Raw genomic sequence first — 22502 nt, 5'->3', positions numbered from 1 at the left:
GAGCTCATCGACTCACCTCAGCACCGCGGGGACGGCGTAATGGCGACGGCGAACGAAGAGAAGTACCTCGACTACCTCAAGCGGGCCACCACCGACCTGCGCGAGGCGCGGCGGCGGCTGCGCGAGGTCGAGGAGCGCGAGCAGGAGCCCATCGCCATCGTGGCGATGAGCTGCCGCTACCCCGGCGGGGTCAGCACCCCCGAGGAGCTGTGGCAGCTCGTCGCCCGCGGCGGTGACGCGGCCACGCCGTACCCCACCAACCGCGGCTGGGCCACCGACGTCCTCTTCGAGCCGGACCCGGACAGCGGCCAGGAGCCGTACGTCCACGAGGGTGGCTTCCTGCACGACGCGGCCGACTTCGACCCCGCGTTCTTCGGCATCTCGCCGCGCGAGGCGCTGGCGATGGACCCGCAGCAGCGGCTGCTGCTGGAGACGTCCTGGGAGGCGTTCGAGCGCGCGGGCATCGACCCGACCACCCTCCAGGGCAGCCAGACCGGCGTGTTCGCGGGCGTGATGTACCACGACTACGCCTCCCGGCTGTTCTCCGCGCCCGAGGACGTCGAGGGCTTCCTCGGCAACGGGAGCTCCGGCTCCATCGCCTCCGGCCGCGTCGCCTACACCTTCGGCCTGGAGGGCCCGGCCGTCACCATCGACACGGCCTGCTCCTCCTCCCTGGTCGCCCTGCACTTCGCCGCGCAGGCGCTGCGCCGCCGGGAGTGCTCGCTGGCCCTGGCCGGCGGTGTCACCGTCATGTCCACCCCCGGCACCTTCACCGAGTTCAGCCGCCAGCGCGGACTCGCCGCGGACGGCCGCTGCAAGTCGTTCGCGGCCGCCGCCGACGGCACCGGCTGGGGCGAGGGCGCGGGCATGCTGCTGCTGGAGCGGCTCTCCGACGCCCGCGCCAACGGCCACCAGGTGCTGGCCGTCGTCCGTGGCAGCGCCATCAACCAGGACGGCGCCAGCAGCGGGCTGACCGCGCCCAACGGCCCCTCGCAGCAGCGCGTCATCCGCCAGGCCCTGGCCGCCGCACGGCTGGCCCCCGGGCAGATCGACGTGGTCGAGGCGCACGGCACGGGTACGACGCTGGGTGACCCCATCGAGGCCCAGGCCCTGCTCGCCACGTACGGGCGCCACCACAGCGAGGATCAGCCGCTGTGGCTGGGCTCCATCAAGTCCAACATCGGGCACACGCAGGCCGCCGCGGGTGTCGCGGGCATCATCAAGATGGTCATGGCGATGCGCCACGGGGTGCTTCCGCGCACCCTGCACGTCGACCAGCCCACCCCCAACGTCGACTGGTCGGCGGGCGCCGTCTCGCTGCTGACCGAGGGGCGTGCCTGGCCGGACACGGGGCAGCCGCGCCGGGCCGCGGTGTCCTCGTTCGGCATCAGCGGCACCAACGCGCACACCATCCTGGAGCAGGCGCCGGAGCCGGAGGAGGCGGAAGCCGCGAAGGCGGCTGACGGTGACGCGCCCGCCGAGACCCGCACCGCCACCGCGCTGCCGCTGTGGACCGTGGCCGCCAAGAGCCGCCCCGCGCTGCGCGCCCAGGCCGCCAACCTGCGGGCCCACCTCGAGGCCAACCCCGAACTGCGCCTCACCGACGTCGGCTTCTCGCTGGCCACCGGCCGGGCCGCCTTCGAACACCGGGCGGTGGTCGTCGCCGACGACCGCGAGGGCCTGATACGGGCCCTCGACGCGCTGTCCCGCGAGGAGCCCGCGACCGGGCTGGTCGAGGGCAAGGTCGCGAGCGGCAAGGTGGCGTTCCTGTTCACGGGGCAGGGGAGTCAGCGGCTGGGGATGGGGCGTGAGCTGTACGACGCGTATCCGGTGTTCGCGGAGGCGCTGGATGAGGTGTGTGCGGAGCTGGACCCGCATCTTGAGCGACCGCTGCGGGATGTGTTGTTCGGGGATGACGCGGCGGTACTGGATCAGACGGGGTTCACTCAGCCCGCGCTGTTCGCGGTCGAGGTGGCGCTGTTCCGGCTGATCTCGGAGTCGTGGGGGCTGCGGCCCGACTATCTGTCGGGTCATTCGATTGGTGAGCTGGCGGCCGCGCATGTGGCGGGTGTGCTCTCCCTCGCTGATGCCGCCAAGCTGGTGGCGGCGCGTGGTCGGTTGATGCAGGAGCTGCCCGGCGGTGGCGCGATGATCGCGGTGCAGGCGTCGGAGGACGAGGTGGCGCCGCTGCTGACCGAGCGCGTGTCGATTGCCGCGCTCAACGGCCCGTCGTCGGTGGTCATCGCGGGTGATGAGGACGCGGCGCTGGAGATCGCGGCGGGCTTCGAGGCGCAGGGCCGCAAGACCAAGCGCCTCACCGTGAGCCACGCGTTCCACTCCCCGCGCATGGACGGGATGCTGGAGGCGTTCCGTCGGGTGGCGCAGGGGTTGTCGTACGAGGCCCCCAAGATTCCGATCGTGTCGAATCTGACCGGTGGCGTGGTGTCCGCCGAGGAGATCACGACCCCCGACTTCTGGGTGCGCCACGTCCGCGAGGCCGTCCGCTTCCTCGACGGTGTACGGACGCTGGAGGAGCGCAACGTCACGACGTTCGTGGAGCTGGGCCCGGACGGTGTGCTCACCGCCATGGCCCAGGACTGCCTGACCCGCGACGACGCCACCCTTGTGTCCGCGCTGCGCTCCGGCCGCCCGGAGCTCCAGAGCCTGGCCACCGCCGTGGCCGGGGCGCATGTGCACGGTGTCTCCCCGGACTGGGCGGCGGTGTTCGCCGGGACGGACACGGCTCGTACCGACCTTCCGCTCTACCCCTTCCAGCGCGACACCTACTGGCTCGACACCGGCTACTGGGCGGGCGACATGGCGTCCGCCGGGCTCGGCGTGGCCGACCATCCGCTGCTGGGCGCCGCGGTGGCGCTCGCCGACTCCGACGGTTTCCTCTACACCGGCCGGCTCGCCCTGGACACCCATCCGTGGCTGGCCGACCACGCGGTGGCGGGCTCGGTGCTGCTGCCCGGTACGGCCTTCGTAGAACTGGCGATACGCGCCGGTGACCAGGTTGGCTGCGATCTGCTGGAGGAGCTGACGCTGGAGGCGCCGCTGGTGCTCCCCGAGGCGGGCGGTGTCCAGCTCCAGCTCTCGGTGGGCGCGCCCGACGGTTCGGGACGGCGCGCGCTGACGGTGTACTCGCGGTCCGAGGACGCGGCGGCCGACGAGCCGTGGCTGCGGCATGCGTCGGGTGTGCTCGGCTCGGGCGCGCCCACGGCGTCCTTCGACCTGGCGGCGTGGCCCCCGGCGGGGGCGTCGCCGCTGCCGGTCGAGGGCCTGTACGAGGGCCTGGCCGAGGCCGGGCTGACGTACGGCCCGGTGTTCCGGGGCCTGAGGTCCGCGTGGCGGCTGGGTGATGAGGTTTACGCGGAGTTGGAGCTGCCGGAGGGTGCGCGGTCTGAGGCGGGTGCGTTTGGTCTGCATCCGGCGCTGTTGGATTCCGCGTTGCATGCGGTGGGGTTGGGTGGTCTGGTCGAGGGTGAGGGCCGGGCGCGGCTGCCGTTCTCGTGGTCTGGTGTGTCGTTGCATGCGGTGGGTGCTTCGGTGTTGCGGGTGCGGTTGTCGGCGGTGGGTGTGGATGCGGTGTCGTTGGCGGTGGCGGATGGTGCCGGGCGTGCGGTGCTGTCGGTGGATTCACTGGTGTTGCGGCCGGTGTCGGTCGAGCAGATCCAGGGTGCGCGGGGTGGCCGTCAGGAGTCGCTGTACCGGCTGGACTGGGTCGAGGTCTCCGCCCAGGGCAGGTCCGGGCGCTGCGCGCTGCTGGGGTCCGACGGCCTGGGCCTGGCGTCGGCGGGTCAGCGATTCGACACGTACGCTGACCTGGACGCACTGGCCACGGCGGTGGAGTCCGGTGCTACGGCGTTGCCGGATGATGTGGTGGTCGCCCTGCCCGGGAACCTTGCGGCGCTGCCGCACGCTGCTGCGGCTTCTCAGGGTCCGGCGGATGCGGCAATTCAAGCCGCCGGTCCGGCGGATGCGGCAACTCAAGCCCGTCCGGCGATTGAGGACACGCCCGGAGGGCGTCCGCACCCGCACGCAGACGGTGCGGCACTTGAAGGCTCGGACGCGGCAATTCAAGCCCGTCCGGGCGTGCACGCGGACGGCGCGGCATTTGAAGGCCCGGGTGCGGTATCTCCAGCCCGTCCGGCGTTTGAGGACCGGGGTCTTGGGGCGGAGCCTCAAGTTTCGGGAAGGGGCGGGATTGGGGAGAGCACCTCACCCGCCGACACGGTGCACCGCGCCACTACCCAAACGCTGAGCCTGCTCCAGCAGTGGCTGGCTGACGATCGTTTCGCCAACTCGCGCCTGGTCGTGTTGACCTCTGGTGCCGTGGCCGCCGGTCCGGATGAGCCGGTGGCGGATCTGGCCCATGCGGCCGTCTGGGGCTTGGTGCGCTCGGCCGAGTCGGAGAACCCCGGCCGGTTCGTCTTGGTTGACGTCGATGGTGCGGCGGAGTCGCTGGCGGCGGTGCCGGAGGCGCTGGCGTCGGGCGAACCGCAGGTGGCCGTACGGGATGGGGTGCTGCGGGCGCCGCGTCTGGCGCGTGCCGCCGCTACGGGCTCCGGGGACGACGCGCCGGAGTTCGCAGCCGACGGCACAGTACTGATCACGGGCGCGAGTGGCACGCTGGGCGCCCTGTTCGCCCGCCATCTGGTGGCGGAGCGTGGCGTACGCCAGCTGCTGCTGGTGAGCCGCCGTGGTAACGAGGCACCGGGCGCAGCCGAACTCACCACCGAACTAGCCGAGTTGGGCGCCGAGACGCACTGGGCGGCATGTGATGTGGCGGACCGTGACGCACTGGCCGAAGCACTGGCGGCGATTCCGGCCGAGCACCCGCTGACGGCGGTCGTGCACACCGCAGGCGTGCTGGACGACGGTGTGATCGGTTCGCTGACCCCGGAGCGCATGGCCGGGGTGCTACGTCCGAAGGTGGACGCGGCCTGGAACCTCCACGAGCTCACCCGCGACCTCGACCTGACCGCCTTCGTCCTCTTCTCCTCCGCCGCCGGCGTCTTCGGTGCCGCAGGGCAGGCCAACTACGCCGCCGCCAACGCCTACCTGGACGCCCTAGCCCAGCACCGCCGGGCCCAGGGCCTGCCGGCCACCTCGCTGGCCTGGGGCCTGTGGGCCGACTCCAGCGCGATGACCGGTGAGCTGGACCGGGCCGATATATCCCGGATGACCCGGGGCGGTGTCGCCGCGCTCGCCACCGACGAGGGCAAGGAGCTGTTCGACGCGGCCGGACGGGCGGGCGAGGCGCTGCTCGTCCCGGTGCGTCTCGACCTGGCGGCGGCACGGGCCGAGGCGGCGTCCACCGGTGTGGTGGCCCCGCTGATGTCCGGGCTGGTGCGGGTCCCGGCACGGCGTGCGGCCGAGGGCTCCGCCGGAACGGGCGCCCTGGCGCAGCGGCTGGCCCGTCTGAACGCGGCCGAGCAGCTGGAGACGCTGCTGGAGCTGGTCCGTACCCAGGTCGCGGCCGTCCTGGGCTATGCCACCGCCGACTCCGTGGACCCCGACCGCGCCTTCCGCGACCTGGGCTTCGACTCGCTGACCGCCGTCGAACTGCGCAACCGCATGAACGCGGTGACCGGGATGCGGCTCCCCGCCACCCTGGTCTTCGACTACCCGACCTCCCTCGTCCTGGCCGAACACCTCCGGGACGAACTGGCGGGCACCCACGCCCAGTCCGGCCTGCCGGTGTCGACCGTGGGCGCGCTCGACGACGAGCCGATCGCCATCGTGGGCATGAGCTGCCGCTTCCCGGGCGGGGTGCGCACCCCCGAGGATCTGTGGCGGCTGCTGTCCTCCGGCCAGGACGCCATCTCCGGCTTCCCCACCGACCGTGGCTGGGACCTGGACGCGCTCTACCACCCGGACCCGGAGCACCCCGGCACCTCGTACACCCGCGAGGGCGGTTTCCTCCACGACGCCGCAGACTTCGACCCCACCTTCTTCGGGATCTCGCCGCGAGAGGCCCTCGCCACCGATCCGCAGCAGCGACTTCTGCTGGAGACGTCGTGGGAGGCGTTCGAGCGCGCGGGCATCGACCCGGCCACGCTGCGCGGCAGCCGTACCGGTGTGTTCGCGGGTGTGATGTACCACGACTACGCCACGCTCGTGGAGCAGGCCCCGGACGGTGGCGGCGAGGGCGCGATCGGCTCCGGCAGCACGGGCTCCATCGCCTCCGGCCGCGTCGCCTACGCCCTCGGCCTGGAGGGCCCGGCGGTCACCGTCGACACGGCGTGTTCGTCGTCGCTGGTGGCGCTGCACTGGGCGATGCAGGCGCTGCGCTCGGGCGAGTGCACGATGGCGCTGGCCGGTGGTGTCACGGTGATGGCGACCCCCGGTACGTTCGTCGGCTTCAGCCGTCAGGGCGGTCTGTCCGCCGACGGCCGCTGCAAGGCGTTCTCGGCGGACGCGGACGGCACGGGCTGGGCCGAGGGCGCGGGCATGCTGCTCGTGGAGCGGCTGTCGGACGCGCGGCGCAATGGCCACCCGGTGCTCGCGGTGGTACGCGGCAGCGCCGTGAACCAGGACGGTGCGTCCAATGGCCTGACGGCGCCGAACGGCCCGTCCCAGCAGCGCGTCATCCGGCAGGCGCTGGCCGCCGCCGGGCTGTCGGTCGGCGATGTGGACGCGGTCGAGGCGCACGGCACGGGCACGACGCTGGGCGACCCGATCGAGGCGCAGGCGCTGCTGGCCACGTACGGCCAGGAGCGGGACGCGTCGCGGCCGTTGCTGCTCGGCTCCATCAAGTCGAACATGGGCCACACCCAGGCCGCCGCCGGTGTCGCGGGCATCATGAAGATGGTCCTCGCCATGCGGCACGGGGTGCTGCCGCGGACCCTGCACGCGGACGAGCCGTCGCCGCATGTGGACTGGTCGGCGGGGGCCGTCTCGCTCCTCACCGAGCAGGCGGAGTGGCCGGAGACCGGCCGCCCGCGCCGCGCGGGTGTGTCGTCGTTCGGCATCAGCGGCACGAATGTGCACACGATCATCGAGCAGGCGCCGGTGGTGGAGACGGCGGAGGCGGCGGAGGCTCCCGCTGTCGCACCCGCCGTGGTGCCGTGGGTGCTGTCCGGCCGCAGCGCGGCCGCCCTGCGGGCCCAGGCCGAGCGGCTGGTCGCCCATGTGGCGGACCGGCCCGAGCTGGGCGCGGTCGACCTGGGCTACTCGCTGGCGACCGGCCGATCGGCGTTCGACCACCGCGCGGTGGTGGTGGCCGAGGACCGGGACGGGCTGCTGAAGGCCCTGGGGGCGCTGGCCGAGGGGCGTCGCGCCGCGACGCTCGTTCAGGGCTCGGTGGCCGGTGGCAAGGTGGCGTTCCTGTTCACGGGGCAGGGGAGCCAGCGGCTGGGGATGGGGCGTGAGCTGTATGACGCGTTCCCGGTGTTCGCGGATGCGCTGGATGAGGTGTGTGCGGAGCTGGACGCGCATCTTGAGCGGCCGCTGCGGGATGTGTTGTTCGGGGAGGACGCGGAGGCGCTGGACCAGACCGGGTTCACTCAGCCCGCGCTGTTCGCGGTTGAGGTGGCGCTGTATCGGCTGGTCGAGGCGTGGGGTCTGAAGGCGGACTTCCTGTCGGGCCACTCGATTGGTGAGTTGGCCGCCGCGCATGTGGCGGGTGTGCTGTCGCTGGCGGACGCGGCGAAGTTGGTGGCGGCGCGTGGTCGGTTGATGCAGGGGCTTCCGGCGGGTGGCGCGATGATCGCGGTGCAGGCGTCGGAGGACGAGGTGGCGCCGCTGCTGACCGAGCGGGTGTCGATTGCCGCGCTTAACGGCCCGTCGTCGGTGGTCATCGCGGGTGATGAGGATGCGGCGGCCGAGATCGCGGCTGGTTTCGAGGCGCAGGGCCGTAAGACCAAGCGGCTCACCGTGAGCCACGCGTTCCACTCGCCGCGCATGGACGGCATGTTGGAGGCGTTCGGCGAGGTCGCGGAGGGACTTACGTACGAGGCTCCGCGCATCCCGATCGTGTCCAACCTGACGGGCGAGCTGGTCGCCACCGAGGAGATCACCAGCCCCGACTTCTGGGTGCGCCATGTCCGCGAGACTGTCCGCTTCCTGGACGGGGTGCGGACCCTGGAGGCCCAGGGCGTCACCACGTTCGTAGAGCTGGGCCCGGACGGTGTGCTCACCGCGATGGCGCAGCAGTGTGTCACCGGTGAGGACGCCGCGTTCGTCTCGGCCCTGCGCAAGGGCAGGGCCGAGGCCGAGACGCTGACGAAGGCCCTCGCGCGCGCCCATGTGCGCGGTGTGGCGGTGGACTGGGCGGCGGTCTTCGCCGGTACGGGCGCGGCCCGGGTGGAGCTGCCGACGTACGCCTTCCAGTACGCGCGCTACTGGCCCGAGCTCCCGGCCGTCGTGGGCGGTACGGCCGGGCTGGGCCTGGCAACCGTCGACCATCCGCTGGTCGGGGCCGCCGTGCCACTGGCCGGTGGCGAGGGGCTGCTGCTCACGGGCCGCCTGGGACTCGACACTCACCCGTGGCTTGCGGATCACGCCGTGATGGGTTCGGTGCTGCTGCCGGGTACGGCCTTCGTTGAGCTGGCGGTTCGCGCTGGTGATCAGGTGGGCTGTGACCAGGTTGAGGAGTTGACGCTGGAGGCGCCGCTGGTGCTTCCGGAGGTGGGTGGTGTTCAGCTTCAGCTGTCGGTGGGTGAGCCGGATGGGTCCGGTCGCCGTGGGTTCGAGGTGTATTCGCGGTTTGAGGATGCGGCTGCCGATGAGCCGTGGCTGCGGCACGCGTCGGGTGCGCTTGTGGAGGGTGCGCCGGCGGCGTCGTTCGACTTGGCGGCGTGGCCCCCGGCGGGTGCGACGCCGGTCGAACTGGACGGTCTCTACGAGGGCATGGCGGGCCTGGGGCTGGCCTACGGCCCGGTGTTCCAGGGTCTGACGTCCGCGTGGCGGCTCGATGGTGAGATCTACGCGGAGTTGGAGCTGCCGGAGGGTGCGCGGTCTGAGGCGGGTGCGTTTGGTCTGCATCCGGCACTGCTGGATTCCGCGTTGCACGCGGTGGGGTTGGGTGGTCTGGTCGAGGGTGAGGGCCGGGCGCGGCTGCCGTTCTCGTGGTCTGGTGTGTCGTTGCATGCGGTGGGTGCTTCGGTGTTGCGGGTGCGGTTGTCGGCGGTGGGTTCGGATGCGGTGTCGTTGGCGGTGGCGGATGGTGCCGGTCGTGCGGTGCTGTCGGTGGATTCGTTGGTGTTGCGGCCGGTGTCGGTCGAGCAGATTCAGGGTGCGCGGGGTGGTCGTCAGGAGTCGCTGTACCGGCTGGACTGGGTCGAGGTCTCCGCCCAGGGCGGGTCCGGGCGCTGCGCGCTGCTGGGGTCCGACGGCCTCGGTCTGAGGTCGGCCGGGCAGGGATTCGACACCTATGCCGACTTGGACGCACTGGCCACGGCGGTGGAGTCCGGCGCCACGGCGTTGCCGGATGATGTGGTGGTTGCCTTGCCCGGGAACCTTGCGGCAACTCAAGCCCGTCCGGCGATTGAGGACACGCCCGGAGGGCGTCCGCACCCGCACGCAGACGGTGCGGCACTTGAAGGCTCGGACGCGGCAATTCAAGCCCGTCCGGGCGTGCACGCGGACGGCGCGGCATCCGAAGGCCCGGGTGCGGCATCTCCAGCCCGTCCGGCGTTTGAGGACCGGGGCCTTGGGGCGGAGCCTCAAGTTTCGGGAAGGGGCGGGATTGGGGAAAGCACCTCACCCGCCAACACGGTGCACCGCGCCACCACCCAAACGCTGAGCCTGCTCCAGCAGTGGCTGGCGGACGACCGTTTCGCCAACTCGCGTCTGGTCGTGTTGACCTCTGGTGCCGTGGCCGCCGGTCCGGATGAGCCGGTGGCGGATCTGACCCATGCCGCCGTGTGGGGCTTGGTGCGCTCGGCCGAGTCGGAGAACCCCGGCCGGTTCGTCCTGGTGGACGTCGATGGTGCGGCGGAGTCGCTGGCGGCGGTGCCGGAGGCGCTGGCGTCGGGCGAACCGCAGGTGGCCGTACGGGATGGGGTGCTGCGGGCGCCGCGTCTGGCGCGTGCCGCCGCTACGGGCTCCGGGGACGACGCGCCGGAGTTCGCAGCCGAGGGCACAGTACTGATCACGGGCGCGAGTGGCACGCTGGGCGCCCTGTTCGCCCGCCACCTGGTGGCAGAGCGTGGCGTACGGCACCTGCTGCTGGTGAGCCGCCGCGGCGACCAGGCCCCGGGTGCATCCGAACTCACGGCTGAGCTTACCGAGTTGGGCGCCGAGGCGCACTGGGCGGCATGCGACGTGGCGGACCGCGACGCCCTCGCCGCGACCCTAGCCACCATCCCCCCCGAGCACCCGCTGACAGCGGTCGTGCACACGGCCGGTGTGCTGGATGACGGCGTAATCGCCTCGCTCACCCCCGAGCGCATGGCGCACGTCATGCGCCCGAAGGTGGACGCGGCCTGGAACCTCCACGAGCTCACCCGCGACCTCGACCTGACCGCCTTCGTCCTGTTCTCCTCGGCCGCCGGTGTGTTCGGCAATGCGGGTCAGGGCAACTACGCCGCCGCCAACGCCTACCTGGACGCCCTGGCCCAGCACCGCCGGGCGCATGGCCTGCCCGGCACCTCGCTGGCCTGGGGTCTGTGGGCCGACTCCAGCGGGATGACCGGTGAGCTGGACGAGGCCGATGTGTCCCGGATGAGCCGGGGTGGCGTCGTGGCGCTCTCGGCGTCCGAGGGTCTGGAGCTGTTCGACGCCGCGGGCCGCCTCGGCGAGGCGGTGCTGGTGCCGATGTCGCTGGACATGGCCGCGCTCCGGGCGCAGGCGGGCAGCGGTGCGCTGGCACCGCTGTTCCGTGGCCTGGTGCGGGTTCCGGCGCGGCGTGCGGCGGAGGGCGCGGCGGCGTCGGGCGCGCTGGCGCGGCGGCTCGCCGGGCTGGGCGAGGCCGAGCAGCTCGACGCCCTGCTGGACCTGGTCCGTACGAACGTCGCGGCGGTGCTTGGATACGCCGGTCCGGAGACGGTCGAGCCCGACCGTTCCTTCCGTGAGTTGGGCTTTGACTCGCTGACGGCGGTGGAGTTGCGGAACGCGCTGGGTGCGGTGAGTGAGCTGCGGCTGCCCGCGACGCTGGTCTTCGACTATCCGACGCCTGCGGTGCTCGCCGAGTTTCTGCGTACTGAGGTGGTCGGCGCGGCGGCTGCGGTGGCGGGTCCGGTGGTGGTGTCGGCCGTCGATGATGAGCCGATCGCGATCGTGGGGTTGGGCTGTCGTTATCCGGGTGGGGTGGAGACTCCGGAGGATCTGTGGCGGTTGGTCATGGAGGGCCGGGACGCGATCTCCGAGTTCCCCACCGACCGTGGCTGGGACCTCTCGGCGCTCTACCACGAGGACCCGGACCACAGCGGAACGAGCTACGCCCGCGAGGGCGGCTTCGTGGAGGACGCCGGCCACTTCGACCCGGGCTTCTTCGGGATCTCGCCGCGTGAGGCGTTGGCCATGGATCCGCAGCAGCGGTTGCTGCTGGAGACGTCGTGGGAGGCGTTCGAGCGGGCGGGCATCGACCCGGCCACGCTGCGCGGCAGCCGTACCGGTGTCTTCGCGGGCGTCATGTACCACGACTATGCCTCGCTGCTGGAGCGGGTGCCCGAGGGCGTCGAAGGTTTCCTCGGTACGGGTAATGCGGCGAGTGTGATTTCGGGGCGGTTGGCGTACACGTTTGGCCTTGAGGGGCCGACGATCACGGTGGATACGGCCTGCTCCTCGTCGTTGGTGGCGTTGCATCTGGCGGTGCAGGCGTTGCGGAACGGTGAGTGTTCGCTGGCGCTCGCGGGTGGTGTGACGGTGATGGCGACTCCGGCGCCGTTTGTGGAGTTCAGTCGTCAGCGTGGGTTGGCCGCTGATGGGCGGTGCAAGGCGTTCTCGGCGGATGCGGATGGTACGGGGTGGTCCGAGGGTGCGGGCATGCTGCTGGTGGAGCGGCTGTCGGACGCGCGGAAGAACGGGCATCCGGTGCTGGCCGTGGTGCGGGGCAGCGCGATCAACCAGGACGGTGCGTCCAATGGTCTGACGGCGCCGAATGGTCCCTCGCAGCAGCGGGTCATCCGTCAGGCGTTGGCGAATGCGGGTCTGTCGGCGTCCGAGGTGGACGCGGTGGAGGCGCACGGCACCGGTACCAGCCTCGGCGACCCGATCGAGGCGCAGGCGCTTATGGCCACCTACGGTCAGGAGCGGGATGGGGAGCGGCCGTTGCTGCTGGGCTCCATCAAGTCGAACATGGGGCACACGCAGGCCGCCGCCGGTGTGGCGGGCATCATCAAGATGGTGCAGGCGATGCGGCATGGTGTGTTGCCGCGTACGTTGCATGCTGAGCAGCCGTCGCCGCATATTGACTGGTCTGCGGGTGCGGTGTCGTTGTTGCAGGAGTCGGTGGAGTGGCCGGAGTCGGGGCGTCCCCGGCGGGCGGCGATCTCGTCGTTCGGCTTCAGTGGCACCAACGCGCACACAATCATCGAGCAGGCCCCGGTCAGCGAGGACGAGACCCCGCCTGCGGTGGCGGCGGCGCCTGGTGTGACGTCGTGGCCGCTGTCGGCGAAGACCGCCGACGCGCTGCGTGCGCAGGCCGGGCGGCTCCGTTCCTACCTGGACGAGCGGCCGGAGCTCGCACCGGCCGACCTCGGCTACTCCCTTGCGACCACGCGCGCCGCGCTGGACCACCGCGCGGTGCTGGTGGCCGACGACCGCGAGGGCTTCCTGCGCGGCCTGGACACGCTGGCACGCGGCGAGTCCGGCGCGGAGGTGATCCAGGGGTCGGCCGCTGGCGGCAAGGTGGCGTTCCTGTTCACGGGGCAGGGGAGCCAGCGGCTGGGCATGGGCCGTGAGCTGTACGACGCCTATCCGGTGTTCGCGGAGGCGCTGGATGCGGTCTGCGATGAGCTGGACGTACACCTTGAGCGGCCGTTGAAGACGGTGCTGTTCGGGGAGGACGCCGAGGCGCTGGATCAGACGGGATTCACTCAGCCCGCGTTGTTCGCGGTCGAGGTGGCGCTGTTCCGGCTGGTCGAGGCGTGGGGTCTGAAGGCGGACTTCCTGTCCGGGCACTCGATTGGTGAGCTGGCTGCCGCGCATGTGGCGGGTGTGCTGTCGCTGGCGGACGCGGCGAAGCTGGTCGCGGCGCGTGGCCGTCTGATGCAGGCGCTGCCTGCCGGTGGCGCCATGATCGCCATCCAGGCGTCCGAGGACGAGGTGCTGCCGCTGCTGAGCGAGGACGTCTCGATCGCCGCCCTGAACGGCCCGTCGTCGGTGGTCATCGCGGGTGATGAGGACGCGGCGCTGGAGATCGCTAACGGTTTCGAGGCGCAGGGTCGTAAGACCAAGCGGCTCGCGGTCAGCCACGCGTTCCACTCGCCGCGCATGGACGGCATGTTGGACGCGTTCCGCGAGGTAGCCGAGGGGCTGTCCTATGAGGCTCCGCGCATCCCGATCGTCTCCAACCTCACCGGGAACGTCGTCTCCGCCGAGGAGATCGCGACGGCCGACTTCTGGGTGCGCCACGTCCGGGAAGCCGTGCGCTTCCTCGACGGCGTCCGGACGATGGAGGCCCAGGGCGTCACCACGTACGTCGAGCTTGGCCCCGATGGTGTCCTCACCGCCATGGCCCAGGAGTGCGTGACCGACGCCGAGGCGGCCGGATTCGCCGCCGTGTTGCGGGCCGGTCGGCCCGAGGCACGGGCGGTCCACGCCGCCGTGGCGCGGGCGTACGTCCGTGGTGTGGCCGTGGACTGGTCGGCCGTCTTCGCCGGTACGGGGGCGGCTCGCGTCGAGCTGACCGACCTGCCGACGTACGCCTTCCAGCGCCGCAGGTACTGGCCGCAGGCGTCGGCCTACGGCGTCGGTGGCACGGCGGGGCTCGGGCTGGCCGCCGTGGACCATCCGCTCGTGGGAGCCGCCGTACCGCTCGCGGGCGGTGACGGTGTGCTGCTGACCGGGCGGATCTCGGCGCAGACACATCCGTGGCTGCTGGATCACGCCGTGATGGGTTCGGTGCTGCTGCCGGGTACGGCCTTTGTGGAGCTGGCGGTTCGCGCGGGTGACCAGGTCGGTTGTGACCAGGTTGAGGAGTTGACGCTGGAGGCGCCGCTGGTGCTTCCGGAGGTGGGTGGTGTTCAGCTTCAGCTGTCGGTGGGTGAGCCGGATGGGTCTGGTCGCCGTGGGTTCGAGGTGTATTCGCGGTTTGAGGATGCGGCCGCTGATGAGCCGTGGCTGCGGCACGCTTCGGGTGTGCTTGTGGAGGGTGCGTCGGCGGCGTCGTTCGATCTGGGCGCCTGGCCCCCGGCGGGTGCGACGCCGGTCGAGCTGGGCGGTCTCTACGAGGGCATGGCGGGCCTGGGGCTGGCCTATGGCCCGGTGTTCCAGGGTCTGACGTCCGCGTGGCGGCTCGATGGTGAGATCTACGCGGAGCTGGAGCTGCCGGAGGACGGACAGGCCGACGCGGGGCTGTTCGGTCTGCATCCGGCACTGCTGGACTCGGCGCTGCACGCGGTCGCGCTCGGTGGCCTGATCGAGGGCGAGGCGGGGGCCCGGCTGCCGTTCTCGTGGTCCGGGGTTTCGCTGCATGCGGTGGGTGCTTCGGTGCTACGGGTGCGCCTGTCGGCGGCGGGTGCGGATGCGGTGTCGTTGGCGGTGGCGGATGGTGCCGGTCGTGCGGTGCTGTCGGTGGATTCGCTGGTGCTGCGTCCGGTGTCGGCCGAGCAGTTGGAGAGCGCGCGTACGGCTTACGGCGAGTCGCTGTACCGCGTGGAGTGGCCGACGACACCCGCCCCCGCGGACTCGGCGGACGGCCGGTGGGCGGTGCTGGGCACGGATACGTTCGGGTTGGGCGGCACGGTGTACCCGGACTTGGCGGCGCTGGCTGAGGCCGTGGATTCCGGAATGGCCCTGCCGGCCCAGATCGTGGTGGACCTGACGCATCAAGCCCGTCCGGGCGTGCACGCGGACGGCGCGGCATTTGAAGGCCCGGGCGCGGTATCTGAAGGCCCGGGTGCGGCAATTGAAGCCCGTCCGGCGATTGAGGACACGCCCGGAGGGCGTCGGCACCCGTACGCAGACGGCGCGGCATCCGAAGGCCCGGGTGCGGCATCTCCAGCCCGTCCGGCGTTTGAGGACCGGGGCCTTGGGGCGGAGCCCCAAGTTTCGGGAAGGGGCGGGATAGGGGAGAACCCCACCCGGGCCGCACACGACGCCACCGCCCAAGCCCTCCACCTCCTCCAGTCCTGGCTGGCAGACGACCGCTTCACCGACTCCCGCCTGGTCCTGCTGACCTCCGGCGCCGTAGCCACCGAGCCCACCGAGCCGGTGACAGACCTCGCAAGGGCAGCCATACGCGGTCTGGTGCGCTCCGCGCAGTCCGAGAACCCGGACCGCCTCGTCCTCATCGACATCGACGACCACGACAACTCACGTGCCGCACTGCCCACCGCGCTCGCGACCAGCGAGGCCGAGGTCGCAGTGCGGGAAGGAGCCCTGAAGACGCCACGCCTGGCCCGCGCCGCGACCACCGCCGACAACGCGGCCCCGGAGTGGAACCCGGACGGCACAGTGCTGGTCACCGGCGCGAGTGGCACGCTGGGCGCCCTGTTCGCCCGCCACCTGGCAGCCGAGCGCGGCGTACGACATCTGCTGCTGGTGAGCCGTCGTGGTGCCGAGGCCCCGGGCGCGGCCGAACTCACCACCGAACTGGTCGAGTTGGGCGCCGAGGCGCGCTGGGCGGCGTGTGATGTGGCGGACCGTGACGCGCTGGCCGAGGTGCTGGCGGGGATCCCGGCCGAGCATCCGCTGACGGGCGTGGTGCACACGGCCGGTGTGCTGGACGACGGCGTCATCGCCTCGCTCACCCCCGAGCGCATGGCGCACGTCATGCGCCCGAAGGTGGACGCGGCCTGGAACCTCCACGAACTCACCCGCGACCTCGACCTGACCGCCTTCGTCCTGTTCTCCTCCGCCGCCGGTGTCTTCGGCAATGCGGGTCAGGGCAACTACGCCGCCGCCAACGCCTACCTGGACGCCCTGGCCCAGCACCGCCGGGCCCAGGGTCTGCCGGCCACCTCCCTGGCCTGGGGTCTGTGGGCCGACTCCAGCGGGATGACCGGCGAGTTGGACGAGGCCGATGTGTCCCGGATGAGCCGGGGCGGCGTCGTGGCGCTCTCGGCCACCGAGGGTCTGGAGCTGTTCGACGCCGCGTACAGCACGGACGAGGCGCTGCTCGTACCCGTACGGCTCGACCTGGCCGCGATGCGCGCCGAGGCCGCGTCGACCGGTGTGGTGGCGCCACTGCTGCGGGGCCTGGTGCGGGTTCCGGCGCGGCGTGCGGCGGAGGGCGCGGCGGCGTCGGGTGCGCTGGCGCGGCGGCTCGCCGGGCTGGACGAGGCCGAGCAGCTCGACGCCGTGCTGGAGCTGGTCCGTACGCAGGTCGCGGCCGTACTCGGCCATGACTCGCTGGACACCGTCGAACCGCATCGCTCCTTCCGTGAGCTGGGCTTTGACTCGCTGACGGCGGTGGAGTTGCGGAACGCGCTGGGTGCGGTGAGTGAGCTGCGGCTGCCCGCGACGCTGGTCTTCGACTATCCGACGCCTGCGGTGCTCGCCGAGTTCCTGCGTACCGAGGTGGTCGGCGCGGCGGCTGCGGTGGCGGGTCCGGTGGTGGTGTCGGCCGCCGATGATGAGCCGATTGCCATCGTGGGTCTCGGCTGCCGTTATCCCGGTGGGGTGGAAACTCCGGAGGATCTGTGGCGGTTGGTCATGGAGGGCCGGGACGCGATCTCCGAGTTCCCCACCGACCGTGGCTGGGATCTGGAAGGGCTCTACCACCCGGACCCCGACCACCCGGGCACCTCGTACTCCCGAGAGGGCGGCTTCGTCGACCGGGCGGGCCATTTCGACCCGGCGTTCTTCGGGATCTCGCCGCGTGAGGCCCTCGCCATGGATCCGCAGCAGCGGTTGCTGCTGGAGACGTCGTGGGAGGCGTTCGAGCGGGCGGGCATCGACCCGGGCGTGCTGCGCGGCAGCCGTACCGGTGTGTTCGCCGGTGTGATGTACCACGACTACGCGTCCTCGCTGCCGGCACTTCCGGAAGGCGTGGAGGGCTTCGTCGGTACGGGTAATGCGGCGAGTGTGATTTCGGGGCGGTTGGCGTACACGTTTGGCCTTGAGGGGCCGACGATCACGGTGGACACGGCCTGCTCCTCGTCGTTGGTGGCGTTGCATCTGGCGGTGCAGGCGTTGCGGAATGGTGAGTGTTCGCTGGCGTTGGCCGGTGGTGTGACGGTGATGGCGACTCCGGCGCCGTTTGTGGAGTTCAGTCGTCAGCGTGGGTTGGCTGCTGATGGGCGGTGCAAGGCGTTCTCGGCGGATGCGGATGGTACGGGTTGGTCCGAGGGTGCGGGCATGCTGTTGGTGGAGCGGCTGTCGGACGCGCGGAAGAACGGGCATCCGGTGCTGGCGGTGGTGCGGGGCAGCGCGATCAACCAGGATGGTGCGTCCAATGGTCTGACGGCGCCGAATGGTCCGTCGCAGCAGCGGGTGATTCGTCAGGCGTTGGCGAATGCGGGTCTGTCGGCGTCCGAGGTGGACGCGGTGGAGGCGCACGGCACGGGGACCAGTCTCGGCGACCCCATCGAGGCACAGGCGCTTATGGCCACCTACGGTCAGGAGCGTGAGGCGGAGCGGCCGTTGCTGCTGGGCTCCATCAAGTCGAACATGGGCCACACCCAGGCCGCCGCCGGTGTCGCGGGGATCATCAAGATCGTCATGTCGATGCGGCATGGTGTGTTGCCGCGAACGCTGCATGCGGAGCAGCCGTCGCCGCATATTGACTGGTCTGCGGGTGCGGTGTCGCTGTTGCAGGAGTCGGTGGAGTGGCCGGAGTCCGGTCGTCCCCGACGGGCGGCGATCTCGTCGTTCGGCTTCAGTGGCACCAACGCGCACACGATCATCGAGCAGGCTCCCGAGGCCGAACCGGCGGAGGCACCCCCGGCCCCGGCCTCGGCCCCGGTCGCCCAGCCGTCCGCTCTGCCGTGGCTGCTCTCCGGCAAGAGCGCCGACGCGCTGCGCGCCCAGGCCGGGCGGCTGCTCGCCGACCTGGAGCAGCGGCCCGACGTCTCGCTCACCGACCTCGGCTACTCGCTCGCCACCACGCGCGCCGCGCTGGATCACCGTGCGGTCGTGGTCGGCGCGGACCGTGCCGGGCTGGTCGCGGGTCTGGAGGCGCTGGCGGGCGGCGAGTCGGTGGCCGGGCTGACGCAGGGGTCGGTGGCCGATGGCAAGGTGGCGTTCCTGTTCACCGGCCAGGGCAGCCAGCGGCTCGGCATGGGCCGTGAGCTCTACGATGCCTACCCGGTGTTCGCGGAGGCGTTCGACGCGGTCTGCGACGCGCTGGACGCGCATCTCGAACGGCCGCTGAAAACCGTGGTGTTTGGGGAGGACGCCTCCGCGCTGGATCAGACAGGCTTCACCCAGCCCGCGCTGTTCGCCATCGAGGTGGCCCTGTTCCGGCTGGTGCAGGCATGGGGTCTCAAGGCGGACTTCCTCTCGGGGCACTCCATCGGTGAGCTGGCCGCCGCGCATGTGGCGGGTGTGCTGTCGCTCGCCGACGCCGCCAAGCTGGTGGCCGCCCGTGGGCGGTTGATGCAGGCGTTGCCTGCCGGTGGCGCGATGATCGCCATCCAGGCGTCCGAGGACGAGGTGTTGCCGCTGCTCACCGAGCGCGTCAGCGTCGCCGCCCTCAATGGCCCGACCTCCGTGGTCATCGCGGGCGACGAGGACACGGCGCTGGAGATCGCTTCCGGTTTCGAGGCGCAGGGCCGTAAGACCAAGCGGCTCACGGTCAGCCACGCGTTCCACTCGCCGCGCATGGACGGCATGTTGGACGCCTTCCGCGAGGTGGCCGAGGGGCTGACCTACGAGGCCCCGCGCATCCCGATCGTCTCCAACCTCACCGGCAACGTCGTCTCCGCCGAGGAGATCACGACGCCCGACTTCTGGGTGCGCCACGTCCGCGAGGCCGTCCGCTTCCTCGATGGCGTACAGAGGTTGGAAGCCCAGGGCGTCACCACCTACCTCGAACTCGGCCCCGACGGTGTCCTCACCGCCATGGCCCAGGAGTGCGTCACCGACACCGACACGCCCGCCTTCGCCGCCGCGCTGCGCAAGGACCGCCCCGAGGCCGAGGCGCTGACTGCCGCCGTCGCTCGGGCCCACGTCCGTGGCGTGGCGGTGGACTGGAGGGCGTTCTTCGCGGGGACCGGTGCCCAGCGCACCGAGCTGCCCACCTACCCCTTCCAGCGCGAGCGCTACTGGCTGGAGGCCCCCGCCGGGACCATCGGCGACGTGGCCTCGGCCGGTCTGGGCGCGGCCGATCACCCGCTGCTCGGCGCGGCGGTGGATCTGCCCGACTCCGAGGGCGTCCTCTTCACGGGCCGCCTCTCGCTCCGCACCCACCCCTGGCTGGCCGACCACGCCGTCATGGACACCGTGCTGCTGCCCGGTACGGCCCTGGTCGAGCTGGCGGTTCGGGCCGGTGACCAGGTCGGCTGCGATCTGCTGGACGAGCTGACCCTCGAAGCGCCGCTGATCCTGCCGGAGCGCGGCGGGGTGCAGCTGCGGGTCGCCGTGGACGAGCCCGAAGGGCCCGACGGGCGGCGTGCGCTGACCGTCTACTCGCGGCTGGAGCACGCCACCGACGAGCCGTGGGTCCGGCACGCCTCCGGTGTGCTCACGGTCTCCGGCTCCGCCACCACCGCCACCACCGGCCCGGCGGAGTGGCCCCCGGCCGCTGACACGGCCGCCACCGCGACCGCCGGCCTCGAACCGCTCGACGTGGAACCGCTCGACGTGGAACCGCTCGACGTGGACGGGCTGTACGACGGCTTCGCCGCGCTCGGCCTCGCCTACGGCCCGGTGTTCCAGGGCTTGCGCAGGGCATGGCGGCGTGGCGACGAGGTGTTCGCCGAGGTGGCGCTTGACGAGGACCGGCAGGGCGAGGCCCGTGCGTACGGGCTGCACCCGGCGCTGCTGGACGCCGCGCTTCACACGGTGGCGCTCGGCGGGTTCTTCCCGGCCGAGGAGGCGGGCCAGGCGCGGCTGCCGTTCTCGTGGGACGCCGTACGGCTGCACGCGGTCGGCGCGACCGCGCTGCGGGTGCGGGTCTCCCCGGCCGGGCACGGCGCGGTGGCGCTGGAGATCAGCGACGAGGCCGGTGCCCCGGTGGCGTCGGTCGGCTCGCTGGCGCTGCGGCCGCTGGACGCCGAGCAGTTCGCGGGCGCCCGTACCGCACACCACGAGGCGCTGTTCCGCGTCGACTGGGCCGCGCTGCCTACGCCGCATGCGGCGCAGCAGCGGCCGGAGGACACCGCCCTGTGGGCCGTCCTGGACGGCTTCGGCGGCGGCGATCTGAAGCTCACGGCCGCGCTGACGGACGCGGATACCGGTATCGAGGCCGAGACCTACGCGGGGCTTCCCGCGCTCGCCGAGGCGGTGGAGGCCGAGGGCATCGCGCCCGATGTGGTCCTGGTGCCGTGCCTGCCCGACCTGGGCACACCCGGGGACACCGCGGGCGCCGCGCACACCGTCGTCCGGCGGACGCTGGCGCTGCTCCAGGAGTGGCTCGCGGATGAGCGGTTCGCCGACTCCCGGCTGGTCCTGCTCACCCGTGGCGCCGTGGCAGTGACCACGGGCGACGACACCCAAGGGGAGGTCGAAGGCGCCGAGGGTGTGGACGACCTGACGCACGCCGCCGCCTGGGGCCTGGTGCGCTCGGCGCAGGCCGAGCACCCGGGCCGGTTCGTCCTGGTCGACGTCCAGGGAGACATCGACATCGACATCCACGGCGCCCTGGCCCGTGGCGTCCCCACACACGGCGACCCGGCCACCGGTGCCCCCACGCACGGCGACTCGGCCACTGGCACCGCCCACGGCGCCCCGGCCACCGGCACCCCGGCCCCCACCACCCCCCACGGCTGGCTCCCCGCCCTCGTGGCGGCCCTGCGGACCGACGAGCCGCAGTTGGCCGTGCGCGGCGGGGTCGTCCACGCGCCGCGGCTCGCGCGGGTGGGGGCCCTGGACGAGGCGGCCGTGCCCGGTCTTGACCCGGCGGGCACCGTGCTGGTCACCGGCGCGTCCGGCACCCTGGGCGGGGTGCTGGCCCGCCATCTGGTGACCGAGCGCGGCGCCCGGAGGCTGCTGCTGATCAGCCGCCGGGGCGCGGAGGCGGCGGGCGCCGCCGAACTCGCCGCCGAACTCGCCGAGCTGGGCGCCGAAGTCCACTGGGCGGCGTGCGACGCGGCCGACCGCACCGCCCTGGCCGAGGTCATCGCGTCCGTCCCCGCCGACCACCCGCTCACCGCCGTGATCCACGTGGCGGGTGTGCTCGACGACGGGATCGTCGAGTCGCTCACCCCCGAGCGCGTCGCACACGTCCTGCGCCCGAAGGTGGACGCGGCGTGGAACCTGCACGAGCTCACCCGGGACCTCGACCTGACCGCGTTCGTGCTGTTCTCCTCCGCCGCCGGTGTCTTCGGCAACCCGGGGCAGGGCAACTACGCGGCGGCCAACACCTTCCTGGACGCCCTCGCCCAGCACCGCCGCGCCCAGGGCCTGCCCGCCGTCTCCCTGGCCTGGGGCCTGTGGGAGGACGAGGGCGGCATGGCCGCGACCCTCGCGACCGCCGACCGGCAGCGGATGAGCCGCGGCAGCATGGGCGCGCTGAGCAACGCCGAGGGCCTGGCCCTGTTCGATGTGTCGGGCTTGGCCGGACACGCGGTGCTGATCCCCGCCGCCCTGGACATCGCCGCCCTGCGCGCCCAGTCCACGGCCGGGGTCGCCCCGCTGCTGCGCGGGCTGATCCGTACCCCCGTACGGCGCGCCGCGGCCGGTGGCGGTGGCGGGGCGGACGAGGCCGCGGGCCTCGCCGAGCGGCTCGCGGGCATGTCCGCGGCCGAACGGGACCGCTTCCTGCTCAACCTGGTCTGCGGCCAGGTGGCCACCGTGCTCGGCTACGGCGGCGCGGCGGCGATCGAACCCGGCGCGGCCTTCAAGGAGCTGGGCTTCGACTCGCTCACCGCCGTCGAACTCCGCAACCGGCTCGGCGCGGCCACCGGCCTCCGGCTGCCCGCCACGCTGATCTTCGACTACCCGACCCCCGACGCCCTCGCCGATCATCTGCGCGCGGAACTCCCGCACGGGGACGGCGGCGGCCCGTCGGTGTTCGGCGAACTCGACCGACTGGAAGCCGCCCTGGCGGTGGCCGCGGACGACAGCGTGACCCGCTCCAGGATCACCATGCGCCTCCAGGCGCTCCTGGCGAAGTGGAACGACGCCCAGGACGCGACCGGCGACGGCGACACCGACGACCACGACCTCGAATCCGCGACCGACGATGAGCTCTTCGACCTGCTCGACGACGAACTCGGCTCCTCCTGAACGGGAGCGTTCTGAACCCATGGAACTCATGAGCACCACCTCCCTCTTCGCAAGGAGCC

1 protein-coding gene is annotated in these 22502 nt (G+C 72.3%); it reads left to right on the top strand.

Annotation, left to right across the window (positions count from 1 at the left end; all coding sequences use genetic code 11):
* Window positions 1-39: 39 nt before the first annotated feature.
* The gene (locus ACT2CW_RS27155) at window positions 40-22443 is read left to right on the top strand and encodes a type I polyketide synthase (RefSeq protein WP_445518564.1); all 22404 of its coding nucleotides are present in this window, start codon (window positions 40-42) and stop codon (window positions 22441-22443) included.
* Window positions 22444-22502: the final 59 nt, after the last annotated feature.

It is taken from the genome of Streptomyces sp. NEAU-174 (assembly GCF_052665095.1).
The sequence above is the reverse complement of the archived record's forward strand: the minus strand, read 5'-3'. Positions and strand labels throughout refer to the sequence as shown.

Excerpts from the sequence above, each read along its gene's own strand:
- ACT2CW_RS27155 (WP_445518564.1), top strand. The coding sequence starts at position 40 with ATGGCGACGGCGAACGAAGAGAAGTACCTCGACTACCTCAAGCGGGCC.